The organism is Pseudomonas sp. F007, assembly GCF_057814275.1.
This window is the reverse complement of sequence record NZ_JBVATA010000008.1, coordinates 292,918-308,891: the sequence shown is the minus strand read 5'-3', so window position 1 is coordinate 308,891 and position 15,974 is coordinate 292,918. Positions and strand designations below refer to the sequence as shown.

Genomic DNA, 15,974 nt, shown 5'->3' with positions numbered 1-15,974 from the left:
AGCTTGCTGGCGAAGAACGTCAACGATAACGCGCCCAACCTGACACCCCGCAGCGGTCTCGGGTTCTTCGCGAGCAAGCTCGCTCCTACAGAGTTTTTTGCGTCGAACATACAGCTGCGTCCGGCGCAAATTGACTGTGGGAGCGGGCTTGCCCCGGGCGGCGTTCCGATGATGGCGCTGGGCCTGATACACCGAGTTGTTTGCATCGCTAGCAGGCTAGCTCCCACAGAGAAAATCTGCGGCACATGCTGGATTGAGGTTTGGCGCTGAACCTGTGGGAGCTAGCCTGCTAGCGATGGCGGCGGAGCGCCGCCCGGGCTGCTCCCACATTAGAGAAAGGAGCTGTCTACACCACCGACGACAACACAAACGACGTCACGGTGTTTTCCACGCCCGGCAGGGCCGAGATCTGGTTCCATACCCGGTGTACGCGCTCCGGAGTGGCGGCGCCGACGCGCAGCATCAGGTCGAATTCGCCGCTCATGACGTCGCACTGGATGACTTCCGGCATCGCCCGCAGGGCCTGCAGGACTTCGGCGCCGCGCATGCGGTCATAGCGGTAGACGAAGATCACTGCGTTGATCTGCGAACTGCCGTCGAGGCCCTCGCCGGTGCGTACCGTGTAGCCCTGGATCGCGCCGTCGCGCTCCAGGCGTTCGATGCGCTGGCGTACGGCGTTGCGCGACAGGTTGACCTTGGCCGCCAGCTCGGCATGGGCGGCGCGGGCGTTAAGTCGCAACTCGGCGATGATCCGTTCGTCCAGCGGGTCGAGAATGCGCTTCATGACGCCTCCTTTGGCAGCGCCTGCACGCGTTGCCGAATCGCCGTCAGATCATCGGCTTCGATGCCATACAACCGCGATCCACACGCCTGCCTGTCAACCTCCCCGACCGGTGCAACAGCAATCCCCAACTCCGCCAGCAAGCGCGACGATTTGCCGGGCGCAATCTCACCCAATGTCACCATCGGCGCCACCAGACTGCGCCGATACAAACGTGCCGCGAGCACCCCGGTGGCGGTGTGCGGGTCGATCACATAGCCGGTGTCACGGTGCAGCGAAGTGATTTCCTCAACCGTCTCGGCATCACTCACCGAGTAGGAGTCGATGATCATCCGCGCCTGCAACCAGCACTCGTTGGCCATGCTCATCTCGCCCGTGGCCTCGAAGCGCTCCATCAGCGCCCGGACTGCGTCGCCGTCATGCCCATACAACTCCCAGAGAAACCGTTCGAGGTTGGAGAAAATCGACAGGTCCATGGCCGGCGACAAAGTGCTGTTGGCCGGCCCGCGGGAGTAGTGATTCTTCAGAAACAGCTGGTGCAGGGCGTCATTGCGATTGGTGGCGACGATCATCTGAGTGATCGGCAAGCCCATCTTCTCGGCGATGTAGCCGGCATACACCTGGGCGAAACTCGCCGCCGGCACGCTGAAGCCGATCGGCCGCTGCCCTCCCCCCAACTGCAACACCGCATGGAAATAGAACACCAGGTGCGCCAGGACGCTGACCCAGTTGCTCGAATTGAAACTGACCGCCTCATACTCGGCGCACGGCCAGTCGCGGAAGACTTCGGTGACCAGGGTCTGGCACTGGTCGAAGCTGCCATTGAGCACCAGGCGATGCACCCTCGGCTGATCCACCGCCTGCAACTGCTGCCACTGTTGCGGCGCGATGCCGGTGCCGGGATACACCAGCACCAGCTCGGCGTCGTCACAGTCCTTGAACGCCTCGATCGCGGCCAGCCCGGTATCGCCATTGGTAGCGCCGAGCACCAGGGCGCGACGCTGGCGTTTGCGCAAAAAGTACTGCACCAGTTGTGCTTGCAACTGGGCGGCAAAATCCTTGGAAGAGCGGGTCGGGCCATGGAACAGCTCCAGCACCCACTCATTACGGTCGACCTGATGCAACGGCGCCACCGAACGGTGGCTGAAAGAGCTGCAGGCGGCCTTGAGCAGCCCACGCAAATCGGTCTCGGGAATCGCTTCGCCGACGAACCGGCTGATCACCCGCCAGGCCAGTTCGTCATAGGCCAGGGTCGACCAGTTGGCGATCTCCTGCGGGCTGAAACGCGGTAGCTCGACCGGCACGAACAAACCGCCGTCGGCGGCGATGGCGGACAACACCACCTGTTCGAAATCGGCGCTGATTGCAGCACTGCGGGTACTCACATAACGCATGTTGGGCTCCGGCCATTTATTTGAAGCGGTGGGCCTGCTCGACCAACCAGGTGGCAAACATCACGGCGTCGGGATGCTGGTCGGCGCCAGCCCCGCGCACCAGGTAAAACGATTCGCTGGCCTCGATGCGCTGCTGGAACGGCTCGACCAGCCGTCCTTCGCGCAGCAACTCGACCACCATCGACGAACGCGCCAGGGCAATCCCCTGCCCCAGCTCGGCCATGCGCAAAGTGGAAATCAGGGTGTCAAACTGCATGCCGCTCGACGGGTCGACCCCCTGGGCACCGACCATATTCGCCCAGTAGCCCCAGCCCTCTTCGTAGCCCAGCACGTGCAGCAGCCGATGCTGGGCCACATCGCTGGGCTCCTTGATCGGCGAACGAGCCATCAGCGCCGGCGAGCAGACCGGCACCAGGCTGTCCCAGGTCAGGCGCTGCGCCACCAGGCCCGGCCACTGCCCGTGCCCCCAGCGAATCTCCATGTCGTCTTCGCCGTCCAGCTCCTTGACCCAGATGTTGCTGATGTAGCGGATATCCACCTGCGGATGGGCCTGCTGGAAGCTCACCAGCTTCGGCGCCAGCCAGTGCACGAAGAACGACAGACTGCCGCGCACCTTGATCGGCCGCCGCTGGTGCTGGCCGAAAATCTCGTTGGTGCCCACCGCCAGCCGTGTGATCGCGTCCTGCACCACCGGCAGGTAGGCCTGGCCTTCCTCGGTCAGCGCCAGGCCCCGGGCGAGGCGCTTGAACAGCGCGACGCCGAGGTGGCTTTCCAGTTGGCGGATCTGCTGGCTGACCGCGCCCTGGGTCAGGAACAGCTCGTCAGCGGCGTGGGTGAAGTTGAGGTTGCGGGCCGAGACCTCGAAGGCGCGTAGCCAGTTGAGTGGGGGGAGCGGTTTTTGTTTCATGGGTTGGGGCTCGGGGCGGTAGTTGTGGGAGCGAGCAATCAGGATGCCAGCGTCATCGTTGACGATCATCGCGAGCAGGCTCGCTCCCACAGGGTTCGGCGCCATACCGGGTTGGGGCGCGTTGCCTAGGCCGCCGGGGCCAGGGACAAGCGGCGCTCGCGACTTTTGCGGGTAATGTAATACACGAAGTAGCACCAGGCGATGAAAGGCACGCCGAAGTACAGGGCGACGCGCTGTTCGGGGTCGAAGCCGATGCCGACGCAGGCCAGGCTGCAGCACACCAGCGCGCCCAGCGGCACCCATGGATAGCCACGGACGCGGAACTTCAAGTCGTTGATGTCACCGCCGTTGGCCACGTAGTGTCGGCGAAAGGCGATCTGGCTGGCGGCGATGCTCATCCACACCACGACCACCGCGAGACCGGAAATCGACACCAGCGCCAGGTAGATGGTGTCGGCGGCAAACACACTGCTGAGCAGGGACGCCGCACCACCGGCCATGCTGACGATAATCGCGTTCAGCGGTGTACCCATGCGGGTCAGGGCCGAGAACTGCTTGGGCAAGTGGCCCTGGTCGCTGAGGGTCCAGAGCATCCGCGAGGCGGCGTACAGACCGGAGTTGGCCGCCGACAACAGCGCGGTGATGATCACGAAGTTCATGATGTCCGCCGAGTACGGAATGCCGATATAAGTGAACACCGTCACGAACGGACTCTCCACCAGACCCGCCTGCTCACGGGGCAACAGGGTCGCGAGGACAAAGATGGTGCCGACAAAGAAGATCGCCAGGCGCAGCACGGTGGTGCGGATCGCCCGTGGCACGTTGCGCTGTGGGTCCTTGGTTTCACCGGCGGCAATGCCGATCAGCTCGGTGCCGGAGAAGGCAAAGGCCACCGCCAGCAGGGTCATGGCAATCGGCATGAAGCCGGTGGGGAACAGCCCTTCGCGGGTGAAGTTGCCGAGGCCAATGCTGTGCGCCTGTTCGATGTTCAACAGGCCGAGAATCGCCCCGCCGCCGATCATCAGGAACACGATCACCGTCACCACCTTGATCAACGACAACCAGAACTCGGTTTCGGCAAACAGTCGCACCGAGATCACGTTGGTGAGGAACACCACGCAAGCGAACATCGCACTCCAGATCCACACCGGGGTGTCGGGGAACCAGCGGGTCATGAGGATCCCGGCGGCGGTGAATTCCGAACCGATGGCTACGGTCCAGGTCAGCCAGTAGAGCCAGGCCACGGTGTAGCCGGTGCCAGGGCCGAGGAAGCGGGTGGCGTAGGTGCTGAAGGAGCCGGTCTCGGGCATCTGCACCGCCAGTTCGCCGAGGCACATCATCACCATGTAGACCATCAGCGCGCCGATGATGTAGGCGATCACCGCGCCCATCGGCCCGGCCTGGTTGACGGTGTAGCCGGAGGTGAGGAACAGCCCGGTGCCGATCACGCCGCCGAGGGCGAGCATGACGATATGCCGGGTCTGCATTTCTTGCTTGAATCCGGAACGCGGATGAGTTTGTTGTTCTTGTCTGGACATGGTTGTTCTCATGAAAGTAGTGAGGGCACGCGTCTGCGCGAGTTACCTGGCAGAGGAAAAACAGGTCGCCGCTACGTTTTATTGTTATCGCTCTTCATGAAGTCCCACGGCGCAAGGTGCCGTGGGATGGGGGACGCCGGGGTCAGCCTGCGGTCTCGGGGCAAGGCTGCTGGACGGCGGACCGGGTGACGGCCGCCGCTTGCGATTCGCGCAAGCGGCGAACAAAGGCAAAGGCCTGCTGCAGGTCTTCGAGCAGGTCGTCGGTGTCTTCGATGCCGACCGAGACCCGCACCAGACCTTCGGAAATCCCCAGGGCCTGACGCTCCTCCAGGGTGTTCTCGACGTGACTGGTGGTGCGCGCCGGGCCGTAGATGGTTTCCACCGCACCGAGGTTGCCCGCGCAATGGGCATAACGCAGACGCGGCAGCAGCAGCTTGACCGTGTCCATGCCACCCACCAGCACGAAGCTGACGATGGCGCCGAAACCGCGCATCTGCGCGCAGGCGATCGTGTGGTTCGGATGGCTCGGCAGCCCCGGATAATTCACCGATTCCACCAGCGACTCGGTGCACAGGAAGTCCGCCAGGGCGCGCGCGCTGTGCTGCTGCTGACGCATACGCAGCACCAGGGTTTTCATCCCGCGAATAATCATGAACGCCGAGAACGGATCGAGGGCCGCGCCGTTGATTTCCCGGTAATGCCGCACCTCGGCCATCAGCGTTTCGCTGCCGCAGACCAGGCCACCGAGCACATCGCCGTGGCCGCTGAGGAATTTGGTCGCGCTGTGAATCACCACGTCCACGCCCAGCGCCAGCGGGTTCTGGTTCAGCGGCGTGGCGAAGGTATTGTCCGCCACCACCAGCGCGCCGACGCGTTTGGCCGCCGTCACCAGACGCTGGATATCGAGAATCTTCAGGGTCGGGTTGGTCGGGGTTTCCAGGTACAGCACCTTGCAGCCCTTGGCGATCTCGGCCTCGATCTGCGCGTGATCGAAGGTCTCGCACAAGGTCACCGCCACGCCCATGCGCGGCAGGAACTCCTCGAAAATTTTATTGGTGCCGCCGTAGCTGTCACGGGTCGAAACCACTCGGTCGCCGTGCATCAGAAAGGTGTAAAGCACGCTGCTGATCGCTGCCATGCCCGTGCTGAACGCCACCGCCGACGCAGCTTGCTCCAGCTCGCAAATCTTCGCTTCCAGCACTTCTACGGTCGGATTACTCATGCGGCTGTAGATAAAACCGGGCTCCTTGCCCAGCGCCACGTCGTACCAGTGATCGATGTCGTCGTAGCCGTAGGCCGCACTGGCAACGATCGGCGTCTGCGTCGCGTTATACGGATGGCGCACCTGCTCGCCACCCCACACCACCCGAGTCCCCGCACCGGCATTCGGCAGCCCTGCGTTGTCCGTTTTTTTATTCATGAAGACTTCTCGCATTGAAGACGGCAAGCGTTGAGTCACTCGCCGGGTATGGGGGGCAATATAGGGAAATGCGCGCGGGGGGTGAAACGATGGATCTGTGGTCTGAGGGGCGGGTTTTTTAATGACTCGGAGCATCACCACAAAACCCTGTTGCGCTTGCAACCCCCCTGTAGGAGCTGGCTTGCCAGCGAACAGGCCCTAAAATCCAACACCCAAAGCCCCTGAAAGCCCTACCCCACAGCCCATTTGCCTGCAACCCCATCCCTTGAGTAGAATGAGATTAATTATCAATCATGTACTTTCCGGGATGCCGATGGTCAGCAACGATTCCCCCGCTACTGCAGACCTCGGGTTGCTCTACCGCACCCACCATTCGTGGCTGCACGGCTGGCTGAGCCGACGCACCGGATGCCACGACCGCGCCGCGGACCTGGTGCAGGACACCTTTGTCCGCCTGCTCAAAACCCGCCAGGCCAGCCCCTTGCGCGAACCCCGTGCCTACCTGAGCAGCATTGCCCGCGGGCTGATGATCGACCAGTACCGCCGACGCGAACTCGAGCGGGCCTACCTGGAGAGTGTCGCGCTGCTGCCGCGCCAGGACGTTCCTTGCGAAGAAAGCCGGATGCTGATCCTCGATGCCCTTGAGCGCATCGATCGCATGCTCGATGCCCTCAAGCCGCGGGTGCGCCAGGCGTTCCTCCTGGCCCAGCTCGAGGGCCTGACCTGCGCGCAAATCGCCGAACAACTCGGTGTTTCCGTGTCGACGGTGGAGCGCGACCTGGCCAAGGCCCTGCAACACTGCTATCGCCTGCGCTATGTCGATGCGTGAGCCGCAGACGCTGGCCCCAGCAGTGGTCGACCAGGCCATCGACTGGCTGGTGCACCTGCGTTTCAACCAGGCCGATGAGCAAACCCAGGGCGATTTCCAGCACTGGCTGCAACAGCACCCCGAACATCAACTGGCGTGGCAGCGCGTGGCATCCCTCGGCGACGACTTCACCGGCATCCCCGCGCAATTGGCCCGGCAAACCCTCGATGGCAGCCACCAGGGCATGGGTCGCCGCGAAGGCCTGAAGCTGCTGGCCCTGTTCGCCACTGTCGGCGGCGCAGCCTGGCTCGGCCGCGATTACACCCCCCTGCCCGCCATGCTGGCCGAGCAGCGCAGCGACACCGGCGAACAACGCCGTTTCCAGTTCGATGACGGCAGCCAGGTCCAGCTCAACAGCGACAGCGCCATCGACAGCGATTTCACCCCGCAGCGGCGACTGATCATTCTGCGTCGAGGTGAAATCATCGTCGATGTCGGCGCTGATCAACAGGCGGCTTTAGCCCGCCCGCTCTGGGTGCAAACCCGCGACGGGCTGATTCGTGCCCAGGGCAGCCGCCTGCTGGCCCGCGAGCGTGACGACGGCACCCTGCTGGCGGTTCAGGGCGGCGCCGCGACGGTCTTTCCCGGGGCGGGTCAGCCCCCCGTCCAGGCCACGAATCAACTGCTGTTCACCTCAGATGGCAGCCGTGACCTCAAGGACAACGGCCTCGACCCCTGGGGCTGGAGCGACGGCGTGATCAGCGCACGCAATATGCGCCTCGCGGATTTCATCGCCGAATTGTCGCGCTATCGCCCCGGGGTCCTGCGCTGCGCCGACGAGGTTGCCGAGCGCCGTGTGTCCGGCACCTTCCAACTGGCCGACAACGATCAGGTACTGACCCTGCTCGCCCAATCCCTGCGCTTGCAGATCGATTACCGGACCCGCTACTGGGTGACCTTGACCGCCCCCAGCTGAGTCCCGCCACCCTCTGCATATATTTGCAAAATATAATGAGGGGCTTTCGCATTCTCGTTCGACCTGTAAGGAAGGCCGGAACACAGGCCAGTCAGCCAACACCCTTCCTCGGAGCGAGAAAATGCGTTTGTCCCCGGTTCCACAGCGCCACCCATTGAGTCGTGCCCTGCAGGCCGCGATCCTCGGTCTGTTCGTCGGCAGCTACGCCCTGCCGTCACTGGCGCAACCCTCGAGCGCCGGACACAGCAGCCAGGTCCAGCAGTGGAACATCGCACCCGGCCCACTGGCGCCGGCGCTTGACCGCTTTGCCCGCGAGGCCGGCATCAGCCTGTCCTTTGACGCGGCGAGCGTGGCCAATCGCACCACTAAAGGGGTCAACGGCAGCCTCGACACCGCGTCCGCCCTGTCCGCGTTGCTGCAGGGCAGCGAATTGCAGTTCGAGCAGCAAGGCCCGAATGCCTACCTGCTGACCCCGCGCCCCGCCACGGCCGGCCCGCTGGAGCTGGACGCCACCGACGTCGAGGACTACCGCCTCGGGCCCGTGATCATCAATGCCAAGGTTCGCTCCGGCGCCGATGACGACGACCAATCGGTGGTCGCCAAGGAGCTCTGGGTCGGCGGCAAAGTCGCCACCAGCATCCTCAACACCCCCGCCTCGGTGTCGGTGGTGACCAACAAGGAAATGCAGCAGCGCAGCGTCAGCACCACCGAAGAGGCGCTGCAATACACCCCCGGCGTGATCAGTGACTTCTACGGTTCGGACGACCGCAACGACTACTTCCAGATTCGCGGCTTCCAGGCCACCACCTACCGTGACGGCCTGACCCTGAGCTCGATGCGCGGCGTGCGCGAAGACCCGTTCGCCTACGAGCGCATCGAAATCCTGCGGGGCGCCAACTCCACCCTGTTCGGCCCGGCCGACCCAGGCGGATCGGTCAACTTCGTCACCAAGCAGCCGCGCTTCGAGCAGTTTGGCCACGGCTACGTGACCTACGGCTCCTTCAACCATGTCGAGACCGGCATCGATGTCGGCGACGCGCTGAACGACGAGAAAACCGTGGCCGGGCGCTTTACCGCCAAGGGCCAGAACAGCGACCGCGAGTACGACCACTCCCAGGACGACAACCAGCTGTTCATGGGCGGCCTGACCTGGGCACCCACCGATTACACCTCGGCAACCCTGGTCCTCGACTACCTGAAAACCCAGAGCTCGCCCAACAGCGGCGGCTACCCGCTGGACAAGGAATACGACCGCAGCGATTTCTTCGGTGAGCCCAGCTACAACTTCCACGACGTAGAACGCACCAACCTCAGCGGCAACGTCACCCACGACTTCGACAACGGCTTCGTGCTGCGCAGCAACATGCGCTACAGCACCCTGACCGATGATTTCGGCTACGTGTACCTGAGCGACAGCCCGACCCGTGTCGGCACCACGGTTGACCGTTATCTGTTCGGAACCGACAGCGAAGCCGACCAGTTCAACGGCAACCTGATGCTGCAATACGATGCCCGCTTCGAGAACATCGACAGCAGCAGCCTGGTGGGCGTCGAGTACCTCGATTCGTCGACCAAGGAAAGTTCGTTCTACGCCCTGACGGCCCCAATCGACATCGCCAACCCGGTGTTCACCGGCGTTTCACGGGATCTCACGCCCTACGCCGTGAACAAGCGCGACGCCACCACCAAGGCGGTATTCCTGCAGCAGAACCTGTCGTTCTACGAGCGCTTCATCGTCACCGGCGGCATGCGCAACGACTCCATGGACCTGACCAGCAAGGGCCTGCAATCCAGGGAAAAAGACAACTTCTCGGAAACCTCCTACCGCGGCGCGCTGACCTACATCGTCAATGACGAAGTCTCGACCTACGTCAGCATGGTCGAATCCGTCTCCCCGCCCCAGGTCGGCGTCACCCCACAGACCGGCCGCCAGTACGAAGTTGGCGTGAAATATTCGCCAATGACCATGGACGCCCTGTTCTCCGCCGCCGTCTACGACCTGACCCAGGAAAACGTCACCATCGCCGTGGTCCTGCCCAGCGGCATCATCGAACAGCAAACCGTCGGCGAATCCCGCGTCCGCGGCCTCGACCTCGGAGCCAAGGCGCAAATCACCCAGGAGCTCAGCCTGATCGGCGGCTACTCCTACATGGAATCGGAAGTCCTGCGCGGCACCCTGTACGACGGCAGCTCGCTCAAAGGCAACGAATTCACCACCGCACCCAAGCACTCGGCGTCACTTTGGAGCTACTACGATGTGCCGGGCACCGACGTCAGCGTTGGCCTGGGGGCGCGTTATGTCGGGGCTTATTACATGAATGCGCAGAACACCAGCGAAACTGATGGGACCACCCTGTTTGATGCTGCTTTCAACTACAAGATTGCCAAAGGGACGGATCTGGCGGTGAACGTGAGTAACTTGCTGGATGAGCAGCATGTGGTGGGGTCGGGGACGGCGAACTACTACAACCCGGGGCGGGAGATTACGGCGAAGGTGAGTTATAACTGGTAGGGATTTTTACGGAAAAAAGTGGTGCCCGCTGTTTAGCGGTCACCACGAGTTATAAAGGAGTATTGCCCACGTGATGGTGCGACATAACAGTTACGTCAATTCAGCACGCAATTGGAAAACAGCATGGCTTTTTTTGCACACCGCGACCCGTTACTTCCCCCAGCAACAACCTGGTCGCCACTTCGGTCCGCACTGATAAATATTAAAACAACTGCCCATGCCAGCTCACGTAAAAAAGCGCCAATTATTTAAGTCGCTCAAAGCACTTAAAGCTTCCGAGAACTTTTCCTTTTATCGGCACAACGCACCTCCTTAACTGCTCTCCAGTGGACTCCAATGGCGTTATGCTTAGTACAAATTGAAGTCCGTCTTGTCCAAAAGATAAATCTTGGAATCCAACATCAGCGTACTCAGTCGAGAAGTCTTTACCTTCAAAGCTACATAGATTAAGCCTATCTAGCACCTCAACCTCGCGCTTGACATCGAGCACTTCGACCATTAGGCACTGATCATTAAATGATTTGATATATCGCACCGGCACATCACCGCTTCTGCCTGAATTAATTTCAGACGCATTTGAGTAGTCGGCAGCGCTAACTTGCGAAAAAACAAACGATGCTACCACTAAAAACAGAACACCAAGAAAAACGCTCATCTCAGCCCCCTTACATATCGAGATCTTCTTGAAAACCTGTCTGCTGGCACTGAGAGCCAATTTTTTTGCTCACATATAACTGAAGAAAAACCAGCAAGATCATTATCAGCAATATATGATTGAATTATCTCCCTAGTGCTTCCGGTATAGTCGCCACGATAAATTATATCTACGACCACATCCTGAATTTTTGCATCCAACACCTCCCAATCTACATTGCCATATTTTCTTTCAACATCCACCTTTCGTGAGATTCGCAAAACTTCCGACTTCATGAACTCATAGATAGGAATAAAAAAATCATACTGCTGCTTGCGCGATATGACAGCACTCTTTATTTCGTTGTCGGCACTTTCAAAATAGATCATCGCTGCCTGGCCTTTGAGTCCTTTGGCGCCAACCAGCCAACTCAATAATGGCTCAGTTATTCCTGCGGACTGCAAGTCCTCCTGCGGTGAAGGTCGCTGCCCCAAATCATACCCTCGTCCAATAGTTATGCCCGAAGCGCCGCCGGGCCAGTGAATCTTTCGACTAAAAAATCGATGTCCGGCATGTGACGAATCTTCGTGATCATTACCTTCTACATCGAAGGTAAGCTGTCCAAATGGCACGTTCAGCCAACGAAGATCATTATCGTCATTTAAAGTTGAAAATGCCCCGACCAACCCAATCGGATGAAAGTGATAAGGCCTCCCCCAACTCGGCAACCCCACCCTCTCCGCCACCTCACTCCACCACCCAAGCTGCTCGATCCGCTGTTTCTCCGCCACCCAGTTCAACTCCAGCGTCGACCCGCAGTACCCCATCAGCTCATCCACCCCATCCCACTTCTCCCGGGTGTAAAACCATTCAATTTCCTCGCGCAGGACCATGGGCTGGAAGCTGCATCAGACTGCTGGTCCAGAGAAGAATTACCACGTTAAGTTCCTAAGATATTCGGTCCTCACATTGCTTTCTCGGGCGATACAAAAGTTTTTAGTGATTTCAAATGCTATTGTTCCGTGCGGAGTGACAAAACTCTCGATAGCACAGTTTTCATCTCGCAGCAAAATCCAAGCGCGCTGGGACTTTGTTAAATGAGACTTTAATTTTGACCCCAATGACGGGTCAGCCTTGTAATCAGAGGAGATTTTTGAAATCAACTCCTTGTATGCAACATTAAGCTTTCCGTCCGCCTGATTAAAAACCTCCTTGGAGCATTGATATATCCCTTGACTGTCCAATGACTCGGCGGGACATTTATCGACATTTGATGGTGCTGCAAAACATCCAACACCGATGGAACAAGCCACAACAAAAAATATGGGTTTATGCGAGATGACGATCATATTATTTACCTCTCAAATATTTAGCTCGTTGGCGCCCGGGTTCGTACTGATAGATTGCAGGGGTGCTTTCAATGTAGGTGATCATTTCCAACTTGTTATTGTGCATCCCAGACCTCATAGGATTAGGTCCGGCAGTAAACCCTTGATAAACAAAGTCAACCAGCACGTCACGAATGATTGGATCGAGATCATCCCAATCTACTTTGCCAACTTGACCTGAAGTCCACTTATCGTAAATAGAGATAGCACGCTTAACGCATGCTGGATATATTGCATTAAACAACGATATCTGCTGCCCTTCTGTTATCGCCCCAATCAGAATTTTGTTTTTTATTACGAATTCTCTAGCACCACCGCCCTTCAGCCCATGAGCCGAAGAAATTAATAGAGCTTTCTCACCGGCAATTCCAGCCTGTGTCATATGTGTATAGATTTCGCTTTCAGTTCTACTACCCATATCATACCCGCGCCCCAAAGTAACTCCAGAAAGATCATTGCCAGGCCAATGTATTACCTTGCTGTAGTGCATTGAGTTTGGGATATCATTACCTTCCGCATTATAAGTAATCATACCGGGGAAGTTTATTGATTTCTCCTTAGTAGTGAATGCCCCGACCAACCCAATTGGATGAAAGTGATAAGGCCTCCCCCAACTCGGCAACCCCACCCTTTCCGCCACCTCACTCCACCACCCAAGTTGCTCAATCCGCTGTTTCTCCGCCACCCAGTTCAACTCCGGCGTTGACCCGCAGTGCCCCATCAGTTCATCCACCCCATCCCACTTCTCCCGGGTGTAAAACCACTCGCTTTCCTTGCGCAAAACCATCTGTGAAATAGCCTGCGCATGAGCCGGCAGTTGCAGCGCGGCTTGCAGTTCGTCGCCGGTGATATGGCCGTCGCGGTTGCGGTCGATGATGTCGTACAGGCGTTGTTTCATCGGGCCGGCGTTGTCGGTGTCGGCCAGGGGTTTGAAGCGTTGGCATTGGGCTTCGGTGAATTCGCCGATGACGCTGAAGAACGAGGCGGTGTTGTGGCGTGGGGTGCTGTAGTCGAAAAGTACGTCGTAGCCTTCCCAGGCCCAGGGGCTGACGGTCGGGGTGACGCCGGCTTCTTCGCAAACCCAGCCGTTGAGCAGGTTTTGCTCGGCGTCGTGCAGCAGGCCGTCGAGGCGGTACCAGCGCCGGTCGTTGCGGCCATCGCGGCCGGGCACGTGGAATTTTTTCTCGGCGGGCAAGCCGTCCAGCAGGCTTCGCGGGATCAGCAGGTCGGCGTCGCTGAGCGGGCTGGTTTCGCTCCAGGTTCTGAGCAGCGGCCCGGTGACATCGTCGCGATGGGGCACGACGGCGGTGCCCTTGGCCAGTTTCAGCCAGGTTTTTTCTTTGGCGGGCAAGCGCTGGGCCCAGGCACGACTGGTTTCGAAGTACAGGTCGATGTCATCGCCACTGAAGACTTCAAGGTGCAGTCGCTGCTCCGGGCGTTCGACGTAGCCGTCCTGATAGTCGCCGATATGGCCGATCAGGGCGCCGGCCTTGATCGGTACCGGTTGCTCCAGCACGACGATTTGATCGACCGCTTGCGGCGCGGGTTCGCTTTCCAGGTCGGCGAAGTACAGGTACTGATTGACCCGCTCCAGCTTGCGGAAATCGCCTTCGCCGCTGACGGTGAGCACGGTGCCGGTGGGCAACTCCAGCAGGATCTCGCTGTGAATATCCGGCTCGGCGCGCACATTGACCCGCTCTCGCGAGGAGACAATGCGGTGCTCGCCGTCAGCCTCCGGGCGCAGCAGGCTGGCGGCGATGTAGCCCAGCAATGCGCCGTCGGCGTCGAGCAGTGCGCTTGGGCCGAGGCGATTTTCCAGCTTGCGGTAACGGCCTTTTCCGCTGACCACCACCTCGGTGCCGCGCGGCAACAGGTCGAGGACCTTGCCCTGATAGTCGGCGTTGCGCACGTTCAGGCCAGTCTCTTCGGGGTGGCCGGGGCGACCATCGTTGGCCGTCTGCTTGACGCGGCGGATCGAGCTTTGCGGCCAGAACGGTGGCCGCGCTTGCGCGCGATTGTCCTGATACAGCGCCCAATCCTGCAGGTGCAAATACAAGCTGTAGAAGGTCAGGCTCGGCGGTACGTCCGGGCTGCCGGTGATGTGCGGCGCCTGCAGGTGGTGGCGCACCAGCACGAAATTGCGCGAGAAAGGCACGTCAACGGTGATGCCCTCGACGAAATAGCGGGTGGTGGGCGAGCGGCTGTCGACGCGGTAGGCCACCACTTCACCGTCCGCCAGACAATGCACGCTGGACTGATCCAGGGTGCCGGCGGTGCCGCCGTCGAAATGCACGCCGCCATGGAACATGCCGTTGCGCCCGAGCGGGTAATAACCGGCGGCGGCCTTGGCCATGTGGGTCAGTTGCTGCAGCGGGTCACGGCTGTCCTTGAACGGGTGGCTCCAGTTTTTCAGCGGGGTCAGCTTGGGCGTGTCGGGCAGCTTGGGGTTGAGGCCGTTGTCGCGGATGGGCAGGATTCGCGGTTTTGGCCGTTGTGTGGGCGCCCTCTTGGGCACATCGGGGAGGCCGAAAAAGAAAGAAAGCCAACTGGCCATGCTGAGTGTCGCTCCTAGTTTTACGAAGAATCAGGCAGGGAATCCGTGGGGTTCAGGGCACGGATTTGTGCTTGTTCAAGGGCGCAAGGAGAACTTTTCCTACCCTCGTTCAAGCGCTGGAAGGCTTTCACGAAGGTGATAACTGATGGAATCAGATGATTCCCAGAAGCGTGTAGGATCGATCTGGAACCTGATGCTGCAATACGATGCCCGCCTCGAGAACATCGACAGCAGCAGCCTGGTGGGTGTCGAATATCTCTATTCGTCGACTAGGAAAGCTCCACCGCAGGCATGCGCAACGACTCCATGGACCTGACCAGCAAGGGCCTGCAATCCAAGGAAAAGACAACTTCTCGGAAACCTCCTACCGCGGCGCGCTGACCTACATCGTCAACGACGAAGTCTCGACCTACGTCAGCATGGTCGAATCCGTCTCCCCGCCCCAGGTCGGCGTGACACCCCAGACCGGCCGCCAGTACGAGGTCGGCGTGAAATACTCGCCAATGGCCATGGACGCCCTGTTCTCCGCCGCCGTCTACGACCTGACCCAGGAAAACGTCACCATCGCCGTGGTCCTGCCCAGCGGCATCATCGAACAGCAAACCGTCGGCGAATCCCGAGTCCGCGGCCTCGACCTCGAAGCCAAGGCGCAAATCACCCAGGACCTCAGCCTGATCGGCGGCTACTCCTACATGGAATCCGAAGTCCTGCGCGGCACCCTGTACGACGGCAGCTCGCTCAAAGGCAACGAATTCACCACCGCACCCAAGCACTCGGCGTCGCTGTGGAGCTACTACGATGTGCCAGGCACCGACGTCAGCATTGGCCTGGGGGCGCGGTATGTCGGGGCTTATTACATGAATGCCGAGAACACCAGCAAGAGTGATGGCACTACCCTGTTTGATGCTGCCTTCAACTACCAGATCGCCAAGGGAACTGACTTGGCGGTGAATGTGAGTAATTTGCTGGATGAACAGCATGTGGTGGGGTCGGGGACGGCGAACTACTACAACCCGGGACGGGAGATTACGGCGAAGGTGAGTTATAACTGGTAAGGATCGG

Annotated in this window: 12 protein-coding genes and 1 pseudogene; 4 read left to right on the top strand and 9 right to left on the bottom strand. The window is 60.0% G+C overall.

Translation table 11 applies throughout. From position 1 onward, the window contains the following. Nucleotides 1-346: 346 nt before the first annotated feature. The 5 genes from ACZYR5_RS21565 to ACZYR5_RS21545 all read right to left on the bottom strand — a co-directional run bounded on the left by ACZYR5_RS21565 (nucleotide 347) and on the right by ACZYR5_RS21545 (nucleotide 6,040). Nucleotides 347-784 (bottom strand): Lrp/AsnC family transcriptional regulator, encoded by a 438-nt coding sequence (locus tag ACZYR5_RS21565; RefSeq protein WP_027618258.1) that lies wholly within the window; start codon nucleotides 782-784, stop codon nucleotides 347-349. Further along, nucleotides 781-2,175, bottom strand: a complete 1,395-nt coding sequence (gene thrC / locus ACZYR5_RS21560) for a threonine synthase (protein ID WP_489091459.1) — start codon at nucleotides 2,173-2,175, stop codon at nucleotides 781-783. The genes ACZYR5_RS21565 and thrC overlap by 4 nt, the downstream gene beginning before the upstream one ends. 16 nt (nucleotides 2,176-2,191) lie before the next feature. After that, the gene (locus tag ACZYR5_RS21555) at nucleotides 2,192-3,082 is read right to left on the bottom strand and encodes a LysR substrate-binding domain-containing protein (protein ID WP_489091458.1); all 891 of its coding nucleotides are present in this window, start codon (nucleotides 3,080-3,082) and stop codon (nucleotides 2,192-2,194) included. A 125-nt stretch (nucleotides 3,083-3,207) separates the two neighbouring features. After that, a complete protein-coding gene (locus ACZYR5_RS21550) occupies nucleotides 3,208-4,620 on the bottom strand; it encodes an amino acid permease (protein ID WP_489091457.1) in 1,413 nt (470 codons plus the stop codon). A gap of 142 nt (nucleotides 4,621-4,762) precedes the next feature. Further along, nucleotides 4,763-6,040, bottom strand: a complete 1,278-nt coding sequence (locus tag ACZYR5_RS21545) for a cystathionine gamma-synthase family protein (protein ID WP_489091456.1) — start codon at nucleotides 6,038-6,040, stop codon at nucleotides 4,763-4,765. A gap of 307 nt (nucleotides 6,041-6,347) precedes the next feature. Here ACZYR5_RS21545 and ACZYR5_RS21540 point away from each other — a divergent pair, with 307 nt between their 5' ends. From ACZYR5_RS21540 to ACZYR5_RS21530, 3 genes are all read left to right on the top strand, one after another. Then, nucleotides 6,348-6,869 (top strand): sigma-70 family RNA polymerase sigma factor, encoded by a 522-nt coding sequence (locus tag ACZYR5_RS21540; RefSeq protein ID WP_489091579.1) that lies wholly within the window; start codon nucleotides 6,348-6,350, stop codon nucleotides 6,867-6,869. Continuing rightward, entirely contained in the window at nucleotides 6,856-7,824 is a 969-nt protein-coding gene (locus ACZYR5_RS21535; RefSeq protein WP_489091455.1) for a FecR domain-containing protein, read from the top strand. Before ACZYR5_RS21540 ends, ACZYR5_RS21535 begins: the two co-directional genes overlap by 14 nt. 121 nt (nucleotides 7,825-7,945) lie before the next feature. Then, on the top strand, nucleotides 7,946-10,336 hold the full coding sequence (locus ACZYR5_RS21530) for a TonB-dependent siderophore receptor (protein ID WP_489091454.1): 2,391 nt from the start codon (nucleotides 7,946-7,948) through the stop codon (nucleotides 10,334-10,336). A gap of 244 nt (nucleotides 10,337-10,580) precedes the next feature. On the opposite strand, the gene ACZYR5_RS21525 is transcribed toward ACZYR5_RS21530, so the two are convergent. Genes ACZYR5_RS21525 through ACZYR5_RS21510 form a run of 4 tightly spaced genes read right to left on the bottom strand, consistent with a single transcriptional unit; the run spans nucleotide 10,581 to nucleotide 14,912 of the window. Then, nucleotides 10,581-10,991 (bottom strand): hypothetical protein, encoded by a 411-nt coding sequence (locus ACZYR5_RS21525; RefSeq protein WP_489091453.1) that lies wholly within the window; start codon nucleotides 10,989-10,991, stop codon nucleotides 10,581-10,583. Continuing rightward, nucleotides 10,988-11,863, bottom strand: a complete 876-nt coding sequence (locus ACZYR5_RS21520; protein ID WP_489091452.1) for a hypothetical protein — start codon at nucleotides 11,861-11,863, stop codon at nucleotides 10,988-10,990. The genes ACZYR5_RS21525 and ACZYR5_RS21520 overlap by 4 nt, the downstream gene beginning before the upstream one ends. 39 nt (nucleotides 11,864-11,902) lie before the next feature. Continuing rightward, entirely contained in the window at nucleotides 11,903-12,319 is a 417-nt protein-coding gene (locus tag ACZYR5_RS21515; RefSeq protein ID WP_489091451.1) for a lysozyme inhibitor LprI family protein, read from the bottom strand. Nucleotide 12,320: 1 nt separating this feature from the next. Further along, a complete protein-coding gene (locus ACZYR5_RS21510) occupies nucleotides 12,321-14,912 on the bottom strand; it encodes a hypothetical protein (RefSeq protein ID WP_489091450.1) in 2,592 nt (863 codons plus the stop codon). Nucleotides 14,913-15,099: 187 nt separating this feature from the next. Between ACZYR5_RS21510 and ACZYR5_RS21505 the strand changes: the two are divergent. Next, a pseudogene (locus tag ACZYR5_RS21505) lies at nucleotides 15,100-15,967 on the top strand (TonB-dependent receptor); the annotation flags it as partial. Between the last annotated feature and the right edge of the window lie 7 nt (nucleotides 15,968-15,974).

Coding starts and splice junctions, on each gene's coding strand:
- ACZYR5_RS21565 (WP_027618258.1), bottom strand. CDS start 784: ATGAAGCGCATTCTCGACCCGCTGGACGAACGGATCATCGCCGAGTTG.
- thrC (WP_489091459.1), bottom strand. CDS start 2,175: ATGCGTTATGTGAGTACCCGCAGTGCTGCAATCAGCGCCGATTTCGAA.
- ACZYR5_RS21555 (WP_489091458.1), bottom strand. CDS start 3,082: ATGAAACAAAAACCGCTCCCCCCACTCAACTGGCTACGCGCCTTCGAG.
- ACZYR5_RS21550 (WP_489091457.1), bottom strand. CDS start 4,620: ATGTCCAGACAAGAACAACAAACTCATCCGCGTTCCGGATTCAAGCAA.
- ACZYR5_RS21545 (WP_489091456.1), bottom strand. CDS start 6,040: ATGAATAAAAAAACGGACAACGCAGGGCTGCCGAATGCCGGTGCGGGG.
- ACZYR5_RS21540 (WP_489091579.1), top strand. CDS start 6,348: ATGCCGATGGTCAGCAACGATTCCCCCGCTACTGCAGACCTCGGGTTG.
- ACZYR5_RS21535 (WP_489091455.1), top strand. CDS start 6,856: ATGTCGATGCGTGAGCCGCAGACGCTGGCCCCAGCAGTGGTCGACCAG.
- ACZYR5_RS21530 (WP_489091454.1), top strand. CDS start 7,946: ATGCGTTTGTCCCCGGTTCCACAGCGCCACCCATTGAGTCGTGCCCTG.
- ACZYR5_RS21525 (WP_489091453.1), bottom strand. CDS start 10,991: ATGAGCGTTTTTCTTGGTGTTCTGTTTTTAGTGGTAGCATCGTTTGTT.
- ACZYR5_RS21520 (WP_489091452.1), bottom strand. CDS start 11,863: ATGGTCCTGCGCGAGGAAATTGAATGGTTTTACACCCGGGAGAAGTGG.
- ACZYR5_RS21515 (WP_489091451.1), bottom strand. CDS start 12,319: ATGATCGTCATCTCGCATAAACCCATATTTTTTGTTGTGGCTTGTTCC.
- ACZYR5_RS21510 (WP_489091450.1), bottom strand. CDS start 14,912: ATGGCCAGTTGGCTTTCTTTCTTTTTCGGCCTCCCCGATGTGCCCAAG.